Genomic DNA, 17,444 nt, shown 5'->3' on the forward strand with positions numbered 1-17,444 from the left:
ATGCCCGGAAAAATAGCTTCCAGGCACTCAATTCATCATTATTTTTTCAGCCAGCCTACCGCTAATGCACCTTCACCTAAGTGTGTGCCGATTACTGGACCGAAGTAGCTTAGTTTAAAGCTAACGTTTGGATGCGTTGCCTGTAATTGTTTCATCCATTCAGCTGCTTCTTCCTCACAGTTGCTATGGATAACAGTTGCTTGCAAATCACCATGCTGCTCTATCGCTTGAGCTAATAGCTCTTCAACACGACGTAGCGCTTTTTTGCGCGTGCGAATTTTTTCAAATGGCACGATAACTTTATCAACGAAGTGGAGCACAGGCTTCACTTGAAGCAAGCCACCAATTAATGCTGCAGCAGCTGATAAACGACCACCGCGCTGTAAATGTGCTAAATCATCAACAACAAAATAAGCTCCTAATGTCGGTCTTATGCTTTCTAAATGTGCGATAATTTCTTCTACAGTGGCACCTTGTTCCACCATTTTCGCTGCCTCTAATACGTACATTCCTTGTGGTGAACAAGCAATTTCACTGTCAAAAGCTGTGACATTAATGCCCTCAACCATATTACCAGCCTGTACTGCACCGCTGAATGTGCCACTAATACCGCTTGATAAATGAATGGAAATGACTTCATCATAGTCTTTAGCAAGCTGTTCAAATAGCTCGACAAATTTGCCAACTGGGGGCTGTGTTGTTTTTGGAAAAACTTTAGAGTTTCGCACTTTATCATAAAATTCAGAGGCTGTAATTTCGACCTCTTCCTCATAGACTCCATCTTCTAAATTAACGCTTAGAGGAATCATATGAATATTATAGCGACTGCGTTCCTCTTCTGTTAAATAGGCTGTACTATCCGTTACAATTGCAATTTTCATTAATACTTCCACTCCTCTACTATCATCAATTACGCCTTAGCGCAATTGCGCCCAGATTTTTTCAAGCATGCTTGAAATCTGTGACATCCGCCAGAGGCTTATGTTGATTCAATAAATATGGGGACATTTTACACTGAATCAACATAATTCTACCTTATGTAGCTAAAAAGTGGAACATAAAATTAAACTTTCGCTTATTCATTACCAATATAAAACACGCTTGTTACTTTCCATGCTCCATCTTCATTTACTAGGACGGTAACTTGGCGACCTTTGCTTGAAAGCTCTGTATCCGTTTCATCCTCTATCATATTGATGTCTAAGTTCGCATACACTTGCGCTTCATGATCATCATATTTCACAATCGTAATATCGCTTGCCTGACGATTGATTGTATATGCATCAAAGGCTTTTTGCGCCTCAACTAAATCCTTTTCATAATCAAAGCCTGTGGCATTTTGAGAAAGTGTCGCACTATAGCGCTCCATATCCTCATCATTAAATGATGCAATATATTCATTGAAAACAGCGATAATTTTATCGCGCTCTTCTGCCGGTACATTCGCAGCTTCTTCAATTTTGTCACCCATCATTTCAAAGCCAACCGTACCCTCTTCAATTATTTCAGCCGTTTGTTCTGCGCTTAACGGTTCTTCTTTGTTTCCGCATGCTGCTAATGTTAATACAGCCATTAGCATAATCAACCATTTTTTCATTTCTTCAAAACCTCCTGCGCACATATTGTAGCATATCTTATGCATATCTGCTTATTTGATATTTCGTCTCATATAGACGTACTAGTTCATTGGAGGTTTCATCTTGATTTCAAAATAATTATGGCTTAACATAGTGGCATTCAGTTTTTTGAACTGACAAGGGTGATTTCTATAAAATCTTTGTCGTTTTATTTATAGGATTCTCTGATTTATTTGCGACTTCTCGAATTTATTTGCGCTTTTTCCGATTTATTTGCGGCTTCTCAAATTTTATTTGCATTTTCCCTAATTCAGTCACAAATCTTCCTAAAAAAAATACTAGTTGCTTCATTCAAAACGAAGCAACTAGTTAAAATTTTTAACGTACCTCTACCCAGCCGCTTTTAATGGCTGTCACAACTGCTTGTGTACGGTCGTTTACATTCATTTTTTGCAGAATGCTTGATACGTGGTTTTTTACTGTTTTCTCAGAAATATAAAGCGTTTCGCCGATTGTGCGGTTGCTTTGCCCGTCCGTTAAAAGCTGTAATACTTCACATTCACGTTTTGTTAGTAAATGGAATGGACGGCGAATTTCTGTTTGGTGGAAGTTACCGTTGTTTTCATGCTCAGATAAACGGCGGAATTCTGCAACTAAATTTTTCGTTACCTTCGGGTGTAAGTATGAACCACCGTTTGCTACTACCTTAATTGCCTCCACAATTTCATCTGCATCCATTTCTTTCAGCATATAGCCTAGCGCACCTGATTTTAAAGCATGCGTTACATATGATTCATCATCATGAATCGATAACATAATCACTTTTGCCTCTGGGAATTCCTCAAGTAGCTCGCTTGTCGCCTCTACGCCATTTTTTCCCGGCATATTAATATCCATTAATACAACATCTGGTGCACTTGTGCGGTATAAGTTTACTGCATCTGCGCCATCGTCACCTTCAGCAATTACATCAAAGGTATCCTCAAAATCTAAAATTCGCTTTACACCTTCACGGAAAAGTTGATGGTCATCTATAATTACAATCTTCGTCATAAATATGTCCCCCTAATTCATCGCCTATATACTATATTTCATTAGTCGGAAAAGGTATCTTAAATGTTACAAGTGTGCCTTTTCCCATTTCACTGCGAATATTCATTTCTCCATTTAAAATATCAATACGTTCCTTCATTCCGATAATACCGAATGATTGCTCCTTTATCAGCTCTTGGTCAAAACCTACACCATTATCTTTGACGCTAACGTTGATAGAACGTTTCAGCCATTCTAGCTTTACAGATATTTCCGTACAGCGTCCATGCTTAACTGCATTCGTCGTACATTCTTGTATTAAACGGAATATTGCTACTTCATAATTTGAATCCAATCTTTTTTCTTGATTAAAATTTTGAAAATGAATATAAACACCTTCATTATACTCCATAACCGTTGATAAATACTTTTTCAACGTTGGCACAATACCTAAATCATCCAATGCCATTGGACGTAAATCGTAAATAATACGACGTACCTCTGATAATGCCTCACGCACATTTAATTTTAAATGTGCTATTTCTTGTATAGCAGCGTCCATACCTTTTTCTCGATAAATTCGCTCGATTAAATCGGAGCGCATTAATACATTTGCCATCATTTGTGCAGGACCGTCATGGATTTCACGCGATAAACGCTTGCGCTCCTCTTCCTGTGCCGCTATGATTTTAATGCCAAAATCCTGCTTAATTTTGGCTTGTTCTAGCGCCTGCCCCACATCCTTTAAATCGGATGTCAAATAATTAACTACAACATTTACTTGATTGACAATTTGATCAGCTCGTTTTATCGTATCATAGAGTATTTTCATTCGTCGTTCCAAATCATCACGGCGTTCACGTAATTGTTTTTCTTTTTCTTGAACGAGCAAATATTTAATTTGGAAGCTGTTCGCTGTTTCGTATGCTTCACGCACTTGCTCTTCGGTAAACGTATTGAATGATTTACTCACTACGACAAGACGCTGTTTTGCTTGTTGCGTAGCTTTTTCCAAATAATCTGCTTCATCGATTATAATTGCTATTTCTTCTCGAATAGCAGCTAACTCTTTTTGCATTTCTTCGAAGTTACGTTGACTTTGTTCACTTATAATAAATATATCGTTTTTAGAGCTCATAATTGTTTCAAGCATGCGATTAAAAATAACATCGAGTGAGGCGATATCAAATTTCTCATTTAAAAACACAAAATCTCCCCATTCTCACTAGACATCTATATGTACTGACTCAAACTTTACATATAGTCAATGAACATTGTCAAACAATAACGCTTTACTCGGTTAAATTAGAAATTTCCGCCTTTACATGTAAATAATACTTACATAGTAGCTTTCCGCACTAACTACTATGAAAATTATTTTATACTTAAAGGCATTTTATAGGAAGAGTTAAAAAAATAAATCTTACTTTTTATTTATCGTACTGTTTTATATTTTATTTAAATGCTTACTCAGAAATTTATTATTTTCTAGCACTACAAGGAGGAAAAGGAATGCGCAAAGATTATACAACTGTAAAAGGCTATGGAGAAAGAGAAATGGTCATTTCAAAGTCGCGCTTTATCGCTTATGTTGAGCGCGCTGAAACTGAGCAAGAGGCAATCGATTTTATTGATAAAATAAAAAAAATGCACCCTTCTGCTACGCATAATTGCTCTTGTTATTTAATCGGGGAGCACGATAATATTCAAAAAGCGAATGATGATGGGGAACCAAGTGGTACAGCAGGCGTTCCTATGTTAGAAGTATTAAAAAAACAAGGCTTAAAAGATACGGTTGTTGTTGTCACACGTTATTTCGGTGGAATTAAGCTTGGCGGTGGCGGATTAATTCGCGCCTACGGAAAAGCTACAACAGAAGGCATTGATGCTGCACAAGTTGTAGAGCGCAAATTACACCATTTAATGCGAGTGTCAATTGACTATACATGGCTAGGTAAAGTAGAGAATGAAGTACGCAATTCACATTATACGTTAAAGGAAATCCAATATGCAGATGCCGTTGAAGTATTTGTCCATGTTTTAAAGGATGAGGAAGCTACGTTTATCGAGTGGATAACTGAATTAACAAATGGACAAGCAACGATCGATTGTACTGATAAGGAATTTGTCGAATTTATCCAAGCTTAAACTTTTCCGTTTACTGTTATCTCGTAACATAGTATAATTAATAGTATTGTAAATTCACATATCAATTACGCTTTACTGTAATTGTATCTAGATTTCGCTTCACCGATACTCGTTGAACAAAGTATTTATCTACTAAAAGATAAGCATTTTCTACTGTATCAAAATAGGCAAATGATATATTCCTAATTAGAGGAGAATGATGATGAAACGCTCAAATAAAAAAGAGAAAAAGTCTTCCAAGCTTTCTCTCGCACTTAAAATAACTTTAATTTTAGCCGCCTCTCTCTTAATCTGTGTAACAACATATGGTATGTACTTAACAAAAAAAGTAGAGCATGCAGCTGACCAAGCATACGAGCCAATTGAAAAACGTGGCGAAACTTCGACAAAGCGACCTACAGAAGTGAAGGTTGAGCCGATACAAGATAATGTATCCGTCTTATTTATCGGAATTGACGATAGCGACAAGCGTGGACAAGGGGCAGAAGGCTCGCGTTCAGATGCGCTATTACTCGCTACATTAAATAGAACGACAAAAACAGTAAAGCTTTTAAGCATCCCTCGTGATTCTTATGTTTATATCCCTCATGTTGGCTATAAAGATAAAATTACACATGCGCATGCATTTGGTGGCACACTTGCAACAATTGAAACAGTAGAAGAATTATTTGATATCCCTGTTGATTATTATGTTCGTATGAACTTTAACGCATTTATCGATGTTGTGGATGCACTTGGTGGTATCGAGGCAGAGGTCCCATACGCAATGCTTGAAAAGGATGAATTTGATCGCAATACAGTTAATTTACAGCCTGGTTTACAGCATTTAAATGGGCGCGAAGCTTTAGCTTTAGCTCGTACGCGTAAGCTTGATAGCGATATGGAACGAGGTAAACGCCAGCAAGAAATTTTAAAGGCAATTGCACAGCAAGCTGCTTCTGTATCCTCAATTACAAAATATGATGAGCTGATTGATGCTGTTGGCGCAAACATGAAAACAAATATGACATTTAAAGAAATGAAGGGCTTCTTTAGTTATTTAACACAAGGTGTTCCTCGCATCGACTCAATCACAGTAGAAGGCTATGATGATATGTCGACAGGTATTTATTACTATCAATTAGATGAACAATCTTTAAGCGAAACACAAGAGATTTTAAAAAGCCATCTTGGTTTAACTGAAGCAGGAATTAATGCTTCAAATGGCTCATCATTAGCTGGTAGCGGCTCAGAGCAAACACAATCAGAAACGACAACAACGTCAGGTCAACAATAAAACATAAGGCTGTAAAGCACATTAACGTGCCTTACAGCCTTTTTTATGCCTCTGTCCAGAAGATTGGCTGAATATCTTCATCTAGAAAGGCGAGAGTTTTGATACAAAAAGAGTTACTATAAATCGGCTAACATTTCAGCAAAATATAGAAGGTGTCCAAAAAGCGGTTTAATACACCGCTTTTCGGACACCTTTTTAAATTATTTATTAAAAATACGTACTAAATTCAACAATGGTTTGTAGTTCTTCCCTGCTAATCCGATAATTTCGACAAACAGCTCAATTGCCACTAAAATAACGGTTACTAATAAAATCGCTCCCCATACCGTGGACATTGAGAAAATAACTGCTGCTAGGCCGAACATACTTGCAATACCGTAAATAATTAATACTGTTTGGCGATGCGAGAAGCCCATATCGATTAAGCGATGGTGTAAATGTGATTTGTCTGGATCAGACCACTTTTTCTTCATACGCGCGCGACGTACAATGGCGAAAAATGTATCAGAAATCGGTACACCTAACATAATAACAGGAATAATAAATGAAATTACTGTTACATTTTTAAATCCTAATAGTGAGAAAACAGCAATCATAAAGCCTAAAAATAATGCGCCTGTGTCACCCATAAAAATTTTCGCTGGGTGGAAATTGTAAAATAAAAAACCAATTGTGCTTGCTGCTAAAATAGCTGCCATCACAAGTACAAACATATTTCCCATATTGAAGGCCATTCCTGCAAGCGTAATTAAAGCAATTGTCGAAACACCTGCCGCTAAGCCATCAAGTCCATCAATTAAGTTAATGGCATTCGTAATACCCACAATCCAAATAATTGTAAGAGGAATACTTAAAAAGCCAAAATCTAAAATACCACCGAATGGTAAATTGATGAAATCAATATCAATACCGCCAACAAATACGATAACTGCTGCTGCTGCAATTTGCCCAAGCATTTTAGCTTTGGCAGAGATTTGATACATATCGTCTACAACACCTGTTGCAACAATAATAACTGCCCCTAAAATGATCGCTAGCGTATACTCACTTTCTGGTCTCAGCACAGCTACGCCGATTAAAAAAGCACCAAAAATGGCTAGTCCACCTAATCGTGGCATAATTTTCGCATGCACTTTACGGTAGTTTGGTGCATCGACAGCACCAATTCGAAAGGCTAAACGCTTCACAAGTGGAGTTAGTACAATAGCCGCAATAAATGCGACAATTAAAGACACGTAAATCATGTCTCTCCTCCTTAAATTTAATCGTCATCATTTGTTCAATTGCTCAGTTAATTTTAACTGAAACACGATAAACCACGATAATTATAACACGTTTAACAGACAAAATATAGCTTTTCTCTCTCAAATTACTGTATATTATCTGCAATTTGGTGAAAACTATACCTTTTCCTTCGCTTCGTAGTGATTGTTCATACAGCCATAAGTAGTAATATAGCTGAATTTCTGATAGAATAGTCTAGTGTCTACTAGCTATTTTAAGGAGACAACTTTAAAGGAGCGTAATAAAATGTTCTCAATTTTTAAACGAACGAAAGAGCAAACAAGTGCTCGCGAATTAAAAAGATACTATAAAATTGTAGATCAAATTAATGCACTTGAAGCAACATATGCTGCAATGTCAAATGAAGAACTACAAAGTATGACTTTCAAATTTAAAGAACGCTTAGAAAATGGCGAAGAAATTACAGCAATTATCCCTGACGCATTTGCTGTTGTTCGTGAAGCGTCTAAACGTATTTTAAATATGCGCCACTTCGATGTGCAATTAATCGGTGGCTTAGTATTAACTGAAGGTAATATCGCAGAAATGCCTACAGGTGAAGGGAAAACGTTAGTTGCCTCTCTTCCCTCTTATGTAAGGGCACTAGAAGGAAAAGGCGTGCATGTTATTACAGTCAACGATTATTTAGCAAAGCGCGACTTTGAATTAATCGGACAAATTCACCGCTTCCTTGGTCTAACAGTTGGCTTAAATGTACCGATGATGGAGCAAGGTGCAAAGCAGGATGCCTACAATGCTGATATCACATACGGTGTTGGTACAGAGTTTGGCTTCGACTATTTACGTGATAATATGGCACATTCGATTGCCGCTAAAGTGCAACGTCCATATCATTTCGCAATTATTGATGAAGTGGACTCCGTATTAATTGATGAGGCAAAAACACCTTTAATTATTGCGGGTAAAATGTCTGCAAACGAAGAATTGCACCGTATCGCTGCGATGCTAGCAAAACGCTTTGTGAAAGATGAGGACTATGATTTCGATGATGAGACAAAGGCGACATCTTTAACAGAGCAAGGAATCGAAAAGGTCGAGGCAGCATTCGCTATCGACAACCTTTATGATTTAGAGCATCAAACACTTTACCACTATGTGATTCAAGCAGTGCGTGCACATGTGATGTTTGAGCGCGATGTTGATTACATCGTACGCGACAACAAAATTGAGCTTGTTGACATGTTTACTGGCCGCATTATGGAAGGTCGCACATTATCTGATGGTTTGCATCAAGCAATTGAGGCAAAAGAAGGCGTAGAAGTCACAGAAGAAAATAAAGCGCAGGCACAAATTACAATTCAAAACTATTTCCGTATGTATCCGAAGTTGTCAGGAATGACGGGTACAGCAAAAACACAGGAAAAAGAAATTTTAGAAGTATATGATATGCGTGTCATTCAAATTCCGACAAATCGACCACGTCAACGAGTTGACCAAACGGATATTGTCTTTGAAACAGCTGATGCAAAATATGAATACGTTGCACAGGAAACGTTGCGCCGTCATGAAAAAGGACAGCCTGTTTTAATCGGTACAACTTCTATTTTACAATCTGAAAAAGTATCTCAGTACTTAAAGAAATATAGCCTACCACATCAAGTGTTAAATGCCAAAACAGTGGAACAAGAGGTAGAGCTTATTTCACAGGCTGGTCAAAAAGGACGCATTACCGTTGCAACAAATATGGCGGGGCGCGGAACTGACATCGTTTTAGGTGAAGGTGTCGAGGAGCTTGGCGGACTCTGTGTGATTGGTACAGAAAAGCATGAAAGCCGCCGTGTCGATAATCAATTGCGCGGACGCTCTGGTCGTCAAGGTGACCCAGGTGAAAGCCAATTTATTTTATCTATTGAAGATGATATGTTTAAACGTTTCGCTAAAGAAGACGTGGAAAAATTCCGCAAAAAAATGGTAACAAACGAAATTCAACGTATCGAAAATAAAGACATAATTGAGCTAATCAATCGTACACAGCGCATCGTAGAAGGTGCTCATTTCTCCATGCGTGAATATAACTTAAAGCTGGATGATGTCATCAACGACCAGCGTAAAATTATTTATGATTTACGCAATCGTGTGTTAGCTGGTGAGGATTTACTGTCGATGATTACACGTATGATGTATGAAACAGTCGACTTTGCCGTTCGTGATAATGCGCCAGAGGAAGTTGATCCAATCGAATGGGACTTCGATAAAATGGAGCAAACAGTCAATTCTCTATTATTAACACCTGCTACACTTGACCGTACAGAAACAAAAGTAACAAAAATTTTAGATTCATTGAATACAAATGTATTTGAATTACGTGACTTTATCGAAAGCTTCCAAAGCAATGAGCAAGTGATGAACGTTATACCACAAGTCGTTTTAAGCTATATTGATGCAACATGGGTAAAACATTTAGAGCAAATGACGCATTTAAAAGAAGGTATTGGCTTACGCCACTATCAACAGGAAGACCCAATGCGTATTTATCAACGCGAAGGCTTAGAGCTATTCGGTAAAAATTATCAAGAATTGCGCCGCAGTATTGTAGAAGAGCTTGTAGCATTTATGAAAAACATTTCAGCAATTGAAGAGCAGGAGGAACTATAAAATGGGCTTATTCGATTTTTTTAAAAAAGGCGATAAAGTAGGCGCAGACAGCGCTGTTGATTCAAAAGAATTGTTAACTGATACGAAGCAAACTGGCGAGGACCGAGATGTTGTGACAAAATTATCATTTCATCCACAATGGAATGTACCGTTAGAGCAACAATATATTTTTAATTTCTTAGCAAATGAATTGCAGCCATTAAAGCCAAATCAATTATCACTATCAGCGATCAACATTGAAGAAAATCCACGCAATGGTGCATGGAATGTCAAAGTATTTTTCCGTTCTTCATTGCCAGAGCCAATTGAGCTTGGTGAAATCGAATTGCTTATTTTAGATAAAGATGACAAGCGTCTTGCATCTCAAACATTCCATTTCCAAGACTTAGGTGTGATACCAGCTGAGAGTGCTCGCCCTTGGGTATTTGAATTTGATAAATCGTCAATTGAAGCTGGCGTTGAAGAAGTACCAAAAGAGGATGGCTGGAAAATCGCCTTCAATTTAATTTCTTTACGTGGTCATCAGCTTGACCTAGATGAAACGTGGAAACAACAACTACCACAGGATCAACAAGAGGCTTTAGAAAAAATTGTGAAAGACTTACCGAAGCTTGGCAAAACAGAAGTCAACTTCACAGGCTTACAGGCGAAGCTACAAAATGATAAAAGCTTACATGTATCTATCTTTATTCGTAACGGAAACGACAAAGCGATTAATTTAGAACAACTACCACTTGAAATTATTGACGCACGTGGCAAGCAAGTAGCGAAGGGATCATTCAAGCTAGAGCCTGTATTAACAGTACAACCTAATACAACAAAGCCATGGACATTCATTTTCCCCGCCCAGCTAGTAGATGTTAAAGGCATCGACCTCTCTCGCTGGACAGCGCGTGTACCACAGGAATAATTAATGAAAAGCCTTGAACTGTAACTGTTCAGGGCTTTTTTTCGGATAAAATATTTAAACAACTAGCATTGTATATTTTTAGCATACGCCACATACATTGGATAATGTGTTGTTCAGTAAAGAAAAATAAAAAAAGACCGACACGTGAGCCATTTCTCACGTATCAATCTTTGTTAACTGTGTATTTTAGTATGTATAGAGTACGTATTATTCAAATGAAACATTAGCAACACGTTTAGCACCTACATAACGGCTTCCCCAATACCATTTATCGTTAATATCTGTAACACTTACACCGATATTTGTTTGAGAGTGGATGAACTTGCCGCCACCTAAGTAGATACCTACGTGAGAAATACCGCTTCCTGAAGTATTAAAGAATACTAAATCACCTGGGATTAAGTCATTTTGGCTAACTGCTGTCCCTACACCATACATAGATGATGAAGTGCGAGGTAATGATACACCAAGATCGCTAAATACAGTACGAACATAACCAGAGCAGTCAAATCCTCTTGTTGAAGTACCACCGTATGAATAAGGTACACCTAAATATTTTTGAGCTGTTGATTTAAAATTACTTGAAGTAAAGTCTGCAGCCGCGGCTTTCTCTTCTCCGATTGGTGATAAGAAAATAGCTAATGCCGCTAAAAATGTTAATAATGTATTGCGTAAAATTTTGTTATAACTCATTAATGATAATCCTCCACACAGGCAATAATTTTCTGTTAATTTAACTGTTATTAGAGTATCATGAGTTACCACGCTGTAACATTACAGTTCTGTAACAATACAGTTACACTTACAAAACACTGTATTAAATAACGACTTTCACTTATACCCTATTATATCAACGTTTAAACATCTTTTTCATCAGCATTTCGCATTTTAATGTATCACATTCGAGACATTTCACTCTATTCCTCTTACACTTTTGTAACATTTGTAATATAAACTAGTCAAAATGAACTCATTTGCTATGGTATTTTTAAGGTAATGAGTCTTTTCGTCTATGTCTATATAAAAATAACTGTTCGAAATTTTGGCTTTTCGAACAGTTATCACCTTACTATTCAATTCCATTAAAACGCTTATACCCAACGAGGCGTTCCGCCCAATAGCTATGTGTTACTTTCGATATTTCCACACCTGTTGTACCAGCGTGAATAAATTGATCCTCTCCTATATAAATACCCATATGCGAAATATTAGGTATGTACGTATTTTTGAAAAATACCACATCTCCTGGCATCGGTTGCTCTACAGCTGTCGTATCTTGCAAGTAGTAATCAAGGCTGCTCTTACGTGAAATATTTAAGCCTGCATTGCTGTAAACATATTTCACAAAGCCACTGCAATCAAAGCCTTCTATCGTATTACCCGCAAATACATAAGGTGTGCCAATTAATTCATGTGCAAGCGCTATTACTTGATTATAAACAGCTTGTCCATCTGCTTTCGGTGAAGTAGTAATTACTGGCGCTTCCACAGTTGCTTCCTGTGGCTTCGATGGAGAAACTTTATTTATTTGTAGCTTCTGATTAATATAAATGACATCTGATTGTAGCTTATTTAATTCTTTTAGCTGCGCTACTGTCATATTATTTTTTTGTGCGATTGATGCCAATGTATCGCCTTTTTTCACTGTATGCGTTGCCATTTTTTCGACGACAGCTACTTTATTTGCTTTCACTGCTCCGTCTGTGACAACTAGCTTTTGATTGATAAAGATAGCATCTGCCTTTAAATTGTTCCATTGCTTTAATTGCTCCACTGTTACTTCATGTTCCTTTGCAATTTTTGTCAATGTATCGCCCTTTTGTACGGTATAAGATGCTGCCTCTGCTGCTGGTACTACAAGTGCTGACAATATGAGTGCACTTGCCACCGCAGCCTGCCATTTACTTGCCATTATCAAAACCCCGTCCCTTCTCTATTACTCTAGTTATTTTTATTGTAACGAATCTATTAAGTAATTCACAATAGCCTATTTTCCTCTATCTATAAACTTTTATCATATTGTGATGAATTTTTCTCCGTCAAAAGACATGCTAATTATGAAAGTACTGTAATAACATTTCCAATCCTTAAAAAAAAGTGTATGCTAAGAGTAATATACGTTAGGCACTAGTTTAAGGAGAGAATTACCATGAAGTTTTTTCGTGAAAACCTCGTTGTAGGTTTCATGCTATTCGCATTATTTTTAGGGGCAGGAAATATTATTTTCCCTCCATTATTAGGGCAGCAAGCTGGAGAGCACATTATCATCGCAATGATTGGCTTCTTAATAACAGGCGTTGGATTGCCACTTATCGGTGTTATCACCGTGGCAAAAAGCGGAGGAGATTTGCATGAGCTATCGAGTAAAGTAAACCCGCTTTTCGGGCTTATTTTCACATCTATTATTTATTTATCAATTGGACCATTTTTTGCGATTCCTCGAACAGCAGCTGTCTCCTATGAAATCGGCATTAAAGCACCGTTTTTATCACAGCAAATGGCAGGAAACCCACTTGCTCTATTCATCACAACATTCATATTTTTCGCAATCACGTTATATTTAGCATTTAATCCAACAAAAATAGTAGATCGTGTCGGGAAAATTTTAACACCCGCTCTACTTTTGATTATTTTAGCACTTGCTTTAAAAAGTGTGATTACGCCGCTTGGTCCGATTGGGGAAGCACAAGGACACTATCAAACTTCACCGTTTTTTGAAAGCTTTATCCAAGGCTACTTAACAATGGATGTCCTTGCTGCACTTGTATTTGGCATCGTTATTGTCCAAGCATTAAATGGTCGCGGTTTAACGGATAGAGCGGCACAAATTAAAATCGTTATATTCTCTGGCATCGTCGCAGCGCTTGGCTTAGCATTTGTTTACATCTCACTTGCTTATATTGGTGTGACAAGCACAAGTGTCATCGGCTTCCACAAAGATGGCGGTGTCATCATTGCTGAAGCAACGAAGGCCCTTTTTGGCAAGGCAGGTAGTGTCATTTTAGCTGCAACAATCATTTTAGCTTGCTTAACAACAGCTGTCGGGCTGCTATCAGCGAACGCGTCATTTTTCAACAAGCTATTCCCACGCGTTTCCTATCAAGTTTTTTTAATTGTATTTACATTACTCGGCTTAGGAATTGCTAATTTTGGCTTAGAATCAATTATTTCATACTCATTACCAGTTTTACTTGCTATTTATCCAATTGCCATCGTGCTGATGCTATTAGCATTATTCGCAAATCGCTTTGAGCATAGCTCACTCGTTTACGGATTGCCTTTAGTTGTAACGGCTGCCATTAGTATTTATGATGGTTTAAAGACGATGGGCATTCAAATAAATATGTATGAGAGTATAATAAGTAAGCTTCCATTGTATGAGCAAAGCATCGGTTGGATTATTCCTGCCTGCATCGCAACATTGCTTGGCTTAATGATTTACAGTGTTCAAAAGAAATATCGCAATGCTTAATCTACTTATAAGGGTGTGAAGCGCATGAGAAATTTATTAAAGGCAATGCTTTTTAGCTTCTTTTTATTACTACCAATCACAGCAAATGCAAATACGTTAGATGAAGTGAAGCACATTATTAACAAAGAATATGTTGGCAATATCAATGGTAATTTAAACAAAGCTACAACAATTGAAGAAGTAATGGATATGCTTGATGCATATTCAACTTTCTTCACTGCAAAAGAATTCGAACAATATATTAATTCCATTGAAATGACTTCTGTTGGTATCGGTGTTGTTGTGGAAAAGCATGATAAAGGTATTTTAATTCAAGAAGTGATTAAGGGAGGTAGCGCATATAAAGCTGGTGTGAAAAGTGGGCAAATTATCGTAAGCATCAATGGGCAGTCTACTGTTTCCATGTCGGTTCAAGAAGCGACATCACTGATTATGGGTGAACAAAATACATCCATACGCCTTGGTATACTGAGTAATGGGCAAACAAAAAATATAACGCTTGTGCGTCAGCCATTTAGCATACCGAATATAACAACAAAGCTGCTTTATGGAAATGTAGGCTTTATTCATTTAAGCTCTTTTTCAGAGGATGCAGCACAGCTTGTCAAAAAAGCATTTAATGAGCTAAAATCACAGGGCGCAACGACATTTATTATAGATGTCCAAGATAATGGCGGTGGCTACGTCACAGCTGCCGAGGAATTAATCGGCATGTTCCCAAAGTCGCCCTATGCTTATAAGCTCCAAACGACAGCTGGCACAATGACGTATAATTCCATTTATCAGCCAATCAAATTTCCAAAGGATACGCGTGTACTTGTCAATCGCTTTAGCGCAAGTGCCTCTGAAATGCTCGCTGCAGCATTAGTGGATCAAAAGTCCGCTGTTGTCTATGGTGAAAAAACATATGGTAAAGGCACAATGCAAGGATTTTTCGAGCTTTCCGATGGCAGCTACTTAAAGCTAACAATTGGGAAGTTTTCTGGTCCAACTGGCAGTAAAATTAATGAAGTAGGTGTAAGTCCACATATTGCAACGACTACACCCATTATGACGGCACATTTCGACGCACTTGTTAACAACAAATTCAAAAACTATGAGGCTTTAAAGGCTACAAAAGTAAAGGAAGGCAACTCCTTCACTTTAACTTACAGCAAGGCTGTGACAACAAACAAAGTGGAGCTTATTGCGCTTGGCGACAACACTGTGCCAATTAAAGTAACACAAAAAAACAAGCAGCTCATTATCACACCTACAAAGCCACTTGTTAAAAATACGCAATATATGCTCCTTATCCCGCCAACAGCTAAGGCAAAAGGGCAGTATATGCATATTACAGTCAATTAAAGAGGGCAGTAGAGAAAATCGGTGTTTTCTCTACTGCCTTTCGAATTTATTTGCAAGTTCTCTGATACATTTGCGCTTTTTCCATTTTATTCATGAATCTGTCTAAAAAATACTGATTGTCACATAAATGAGACAATCAGTTAAATTTGATAGCTATGAGATACTTTCTTCAGCTATTTTTTACTTTTTTAATACTTTCTTTTTCACTTTAACGATCATTTGTTGTAGCTCTGAGAAACGCAAGGCTATTAATAATAACGCATAGCCTAACATTGTGACAATAAATGTCACAATCGCATGTGCCCAAATAAAATCAATTTGGATATATGCTGTCACAAGCCATGTAATCGCAATATAGCCAACTGTTAAGCAAACCATTTTCATAAATTGTAGTAGATTGCCATCCACAAGCTTCAGCTTATATTTCCACTGTAGCCATGCAACAAGCAATATGAAGTTTACTGCCGCACTAACAACTGTTCCCCATGCAATTGCATCTGCCCCATATTCCCCAATCATTAGCTGAATCACTGCAATATTTACACCAAACACGGTAATAAAGCTAAAAATAACAGGTGTCATGGAATTGCCTTTAGCATAGTAGAAGCGTGTCACATACATATTCGCTGCAAGGAAAAACATTGTTATACTAAAAATTACAAGCAGCTGTGATGTAATTGCTGTCGATGCCGCATCCCATTTGTCACCACGCTCAAAGACAATACGCACAATCGGCTCCGCTTGGAAATAAAAATAAACGGAAATCGGCATGACTAATATGTAAAGCAGGCGCAATCCACGTAAATATAGTCCTTTAACAGCCGCCATATCTCCCTCGCCTTCTTTTTTACTAAGCAATGGGAAAATAACCGTCGTTACAGCTGTCATTAAAATTGCCTGTGGAAACTGTGACATTTTTGTCGCATAGTTCACCGCAGATACTGCACTTACATCTAACATATTTGTGAAGAAGCGTTGAATTAAAATATACATTTGTGCCGTTGCGCCACCAAGCATAATCGGTAAGGCAACCTTCCAAAGCTCCTTCTGGTCTTCTGTATTAGGTAGCATTGGTCTGAATGACATATGCTCCGCTTTACGCACTCCAAATACGAGGAAAAAGAACATACAGGCTGCTCCAAGCAATGCCCCGACGCCATACCCAATTGGTCCGATAATAAATGATAGCCCGACTGAAATAATTAAAAAGGATAAATTGTAAATGAGCACAGAAAAGCTCGACAAATGGAACTTGCCTTGCACATTTAAAACACCACTTAGCCATGTCGACAATACAAGCATAATTGTTGATGGCATCATCCAATAATAAAGCGACTTCAAGCGTTCATATTCTTCACCTGCTGACACTTGGAAATACCGCTGTAAAATTGGTTCTGTAAAGACGATAAATAATAATGAAATAATTGCAATCGACACGAAAATGGTTGTAAATGTTCGTCTAATATATTCCGTCCGCGCTGCTGTTGTTTTATGATAAATCGAAATAAAGGCGGTCGTAAACGCTCCACCAATAACTAAATATAAAAAGTTTGGGATTGTGTAGGCATTAATAATGCTTGCAGCAAGCTCTGTCGTTCCATACTGCGTACCGATAATGACCTCACGCAAAAAACCAAACAGCCGAGCAAGTATATTAACAACCGCTACTGCTCCGACAATTTTCAAAATGCGGTTCACCCTTCATCAATCCTTATCTTTGGCATGTTTTTTGAATTTATTCTACGTTTTCGTGGGTTTATTCCACGTTTTTTATGATTTATT

General features: G+C 37.7%; 14 protein-coding genes. 6 read left to right on the forward strand and 8 right to left on the reverse strand.

All coding sequences use genetic code 11. The features are described 5' to 3' along the window. Positions 1-38: 38 nt before the first annotated feature. From R6U77_RS01650 to R6U77_RS01665, 4 genes are all read right to left on the reverse strand, one after another. Positions 39-881: a DegV family protein gene (locus tag R6U77_RS01650; protein WP_319837169.1), complete on the reverse strand. Its 843-nt coding sequence runs from the start codon at positions 879-881 to the stop codon at positions 39-41. Positions 882-1,075: 194 nt separating this feature from the next. Further along, positions 1,076-1,597: a DUF4440 domain-containing protein gene (locus R6U77_RS01655; protein ID WP_319837170.1), complete on the reverse strand. Its 522-nt coding sequence runs from the start codon at positions 1,595-1,597 to the stop codon at positions 1,076-1,078. 358 nt (positions 1,598-1,955) lie between these two features. Then, entirely contained in the window at positions 1,956-2,630 is a 675-nt protein-coding gene (locus R6U77_RS01660) for a response regulator transcription factor (protein ID WP_293926892.1), read from the reverse strand. A gap of 31 nt (positions 2,631-2,661) precedes the next feature. Next, positions 2,662-3,816 (reverse strand): sensor histidine kinase, encoded by a 1,155-nt coding sequence (locus tag R6U77_RS01665; protein WP_319837171.1) that lies wholly within the window; start codon positions 3,814-3,816, stop codon positions 2,662-2,664. A 305-nt stretch (positions 3,817-4,121) separates the two neighbouring features. Between R6U77_RS01665 and R6U77_RS01670 the strand changes: the two genes are divergently transcribed. Both R6U77_RS01670 and R6U77_RS01675 read left to right on the forward strand, forming a co-directional pair. Then, positions 4,122-4,757 (forward strand): YigZ family protein, encoded by a 636-nt coding sequence (locus tag R6U77_RS01670; RefSeq protein WP_319837172.1) that lies wholly within the window; start codon positions 4,122-4,124, stop codon positions 4,755-4,757. 199 nt (positions 4,758-4,956) lie between these two features. Further along, a complete protein-coding gene (locus R6U77_RS01675; RefSeq protein ID WP_319837173.1) occupies positions 4,957-6,033 on the forward strand; it encodes an LCP family protein in 1,077 nt (358 codons plus the stop codon). A 200-nt stretch (positions 6,034-6,233) separates the two neighbouring features. On the opposite strand, the gene R6U77_RS01680 is transcribed toward R6U77_RS01675, so the two are convergent. Continuing rightward, complete coding sequence (locus R6U77_RS01680; protein WP_293926900.1) at positions 6,234-7,277, reverse strand: glycosyltransferase family 4 protein; 1,044 nt, start codon at positions 7,275-7,277, stop codon at positions 6,234-6,236. Between the two features lie 286 nt (positions 7,278-7,563). Between R6U77_RS01680 and secA2 the strand changes: the two genes are divergently transcribed. Further along, complete coding sequence (secA2, locus tag R6U77_RS01685; protein ID WP_319837174.1) at positions 7,564-9,933, forward strand: accessory Sec system translocase SecA2; 2,370 nt, start codon at positions 7,564-7,566, stop codon at positions 9,931-9,933. A 1-nt stretch (position 9,934) separates the two neighbouring features. Beyond that, complete coding sequence (locus R6U77_RS01690; RefSeq protein WP_293926906.1) at positions 9,935-10,843, forward strand: accessory Sec system S-layer assembly protein; 909 nt, start codon at positions 9,935-9,937, stop codon at positions 10,841-10,843. A 207-nt stretch (positions 10,844-11,050) separates the two neighbouring features. Here the strand turns inward: R6U77_RS01690 and R6U77_RS01695 are convergent, their stop codons facing one another. Beyond that, complete coding sequence (locus R6U77_RS01695; protein ID WP_293926912.1) at positions 11,051-11,536, reverse strand: C40 family peptidase; 486 nt, start codon at positions 11,534-11,536, stop codon at positions 11,051-11,053. Between the two features lie 376 nt (positions 11,537-11,912). After that, the gene (locus tag R6U77_RS01700) at positions 11,913-12,755 is read right to left on the reverse strand and encodes a LysM peptidoglycan-binding domain-containing protein (RefSeq protein WP_319837175.1); all 843 of its coding nucleotides are present in this window, start codon (positions 12,753-12,755) and stop codon (positions 11,913-11,915) included. Positions 12,756-12,992: 237 nt separating this feature from the next. Between R6U77_RS01700 and brnQ the strand changes: the two genes are divergently transcribed. After that, positions 12,993-14,315 (forward strand): branched-chain amino acid transport system II carrier protein, encoded by a 1,323-nt coding sequence (gene brnQ / locus R6U77_RS01705; protein ID WP_319837176.1) that lies wholly within the window; start codon positions 12,993-12,995, stop codon positions 14,313-14,315. Between the two features lie 24 nt (positions 14,316-14,339). After that, complete coding sequence (locus R6U77_RS01710) at positions 14,340-15,662, forward strand: S41 family peptidase (protein ID WP_319837177.1); 1,323 nt, start codon at positions 14,340-14,342, stop codon at positions 15,660-15,662. Positions 15,663-15,842: 180 nt separating this feature from the next. Here the strand turns inward: R6U77_RS01710 and murJ are convergent, their stop codons facing one another. Further along, on the reverse strand, positions 15,843-17,348 hold the full coding sequence (gene murJ / locus R6U77_RS01715; RefSeq protein WP_319837178.1) for a murein biosynthesis integral membrane protein MurJ: 1,506 nt from the start codon (positions 17,346-17,348) through the stop codon (positions 15,843-15,845). Positions 17,349-17,444 lie beyond the last annotated feature (96 nt).

The sequence above is a fragment of the Lysinibacillus louembei genome (genome assembly GCF_033880585.1).
In the GTDB taxonomy this organism is placed as follows: domain Bacteria; phylum Bacillota; class Bacilli; order Bacillales_A; family Planococcaceae; genus Metasolibacillus; species Metasolibacillus louembei.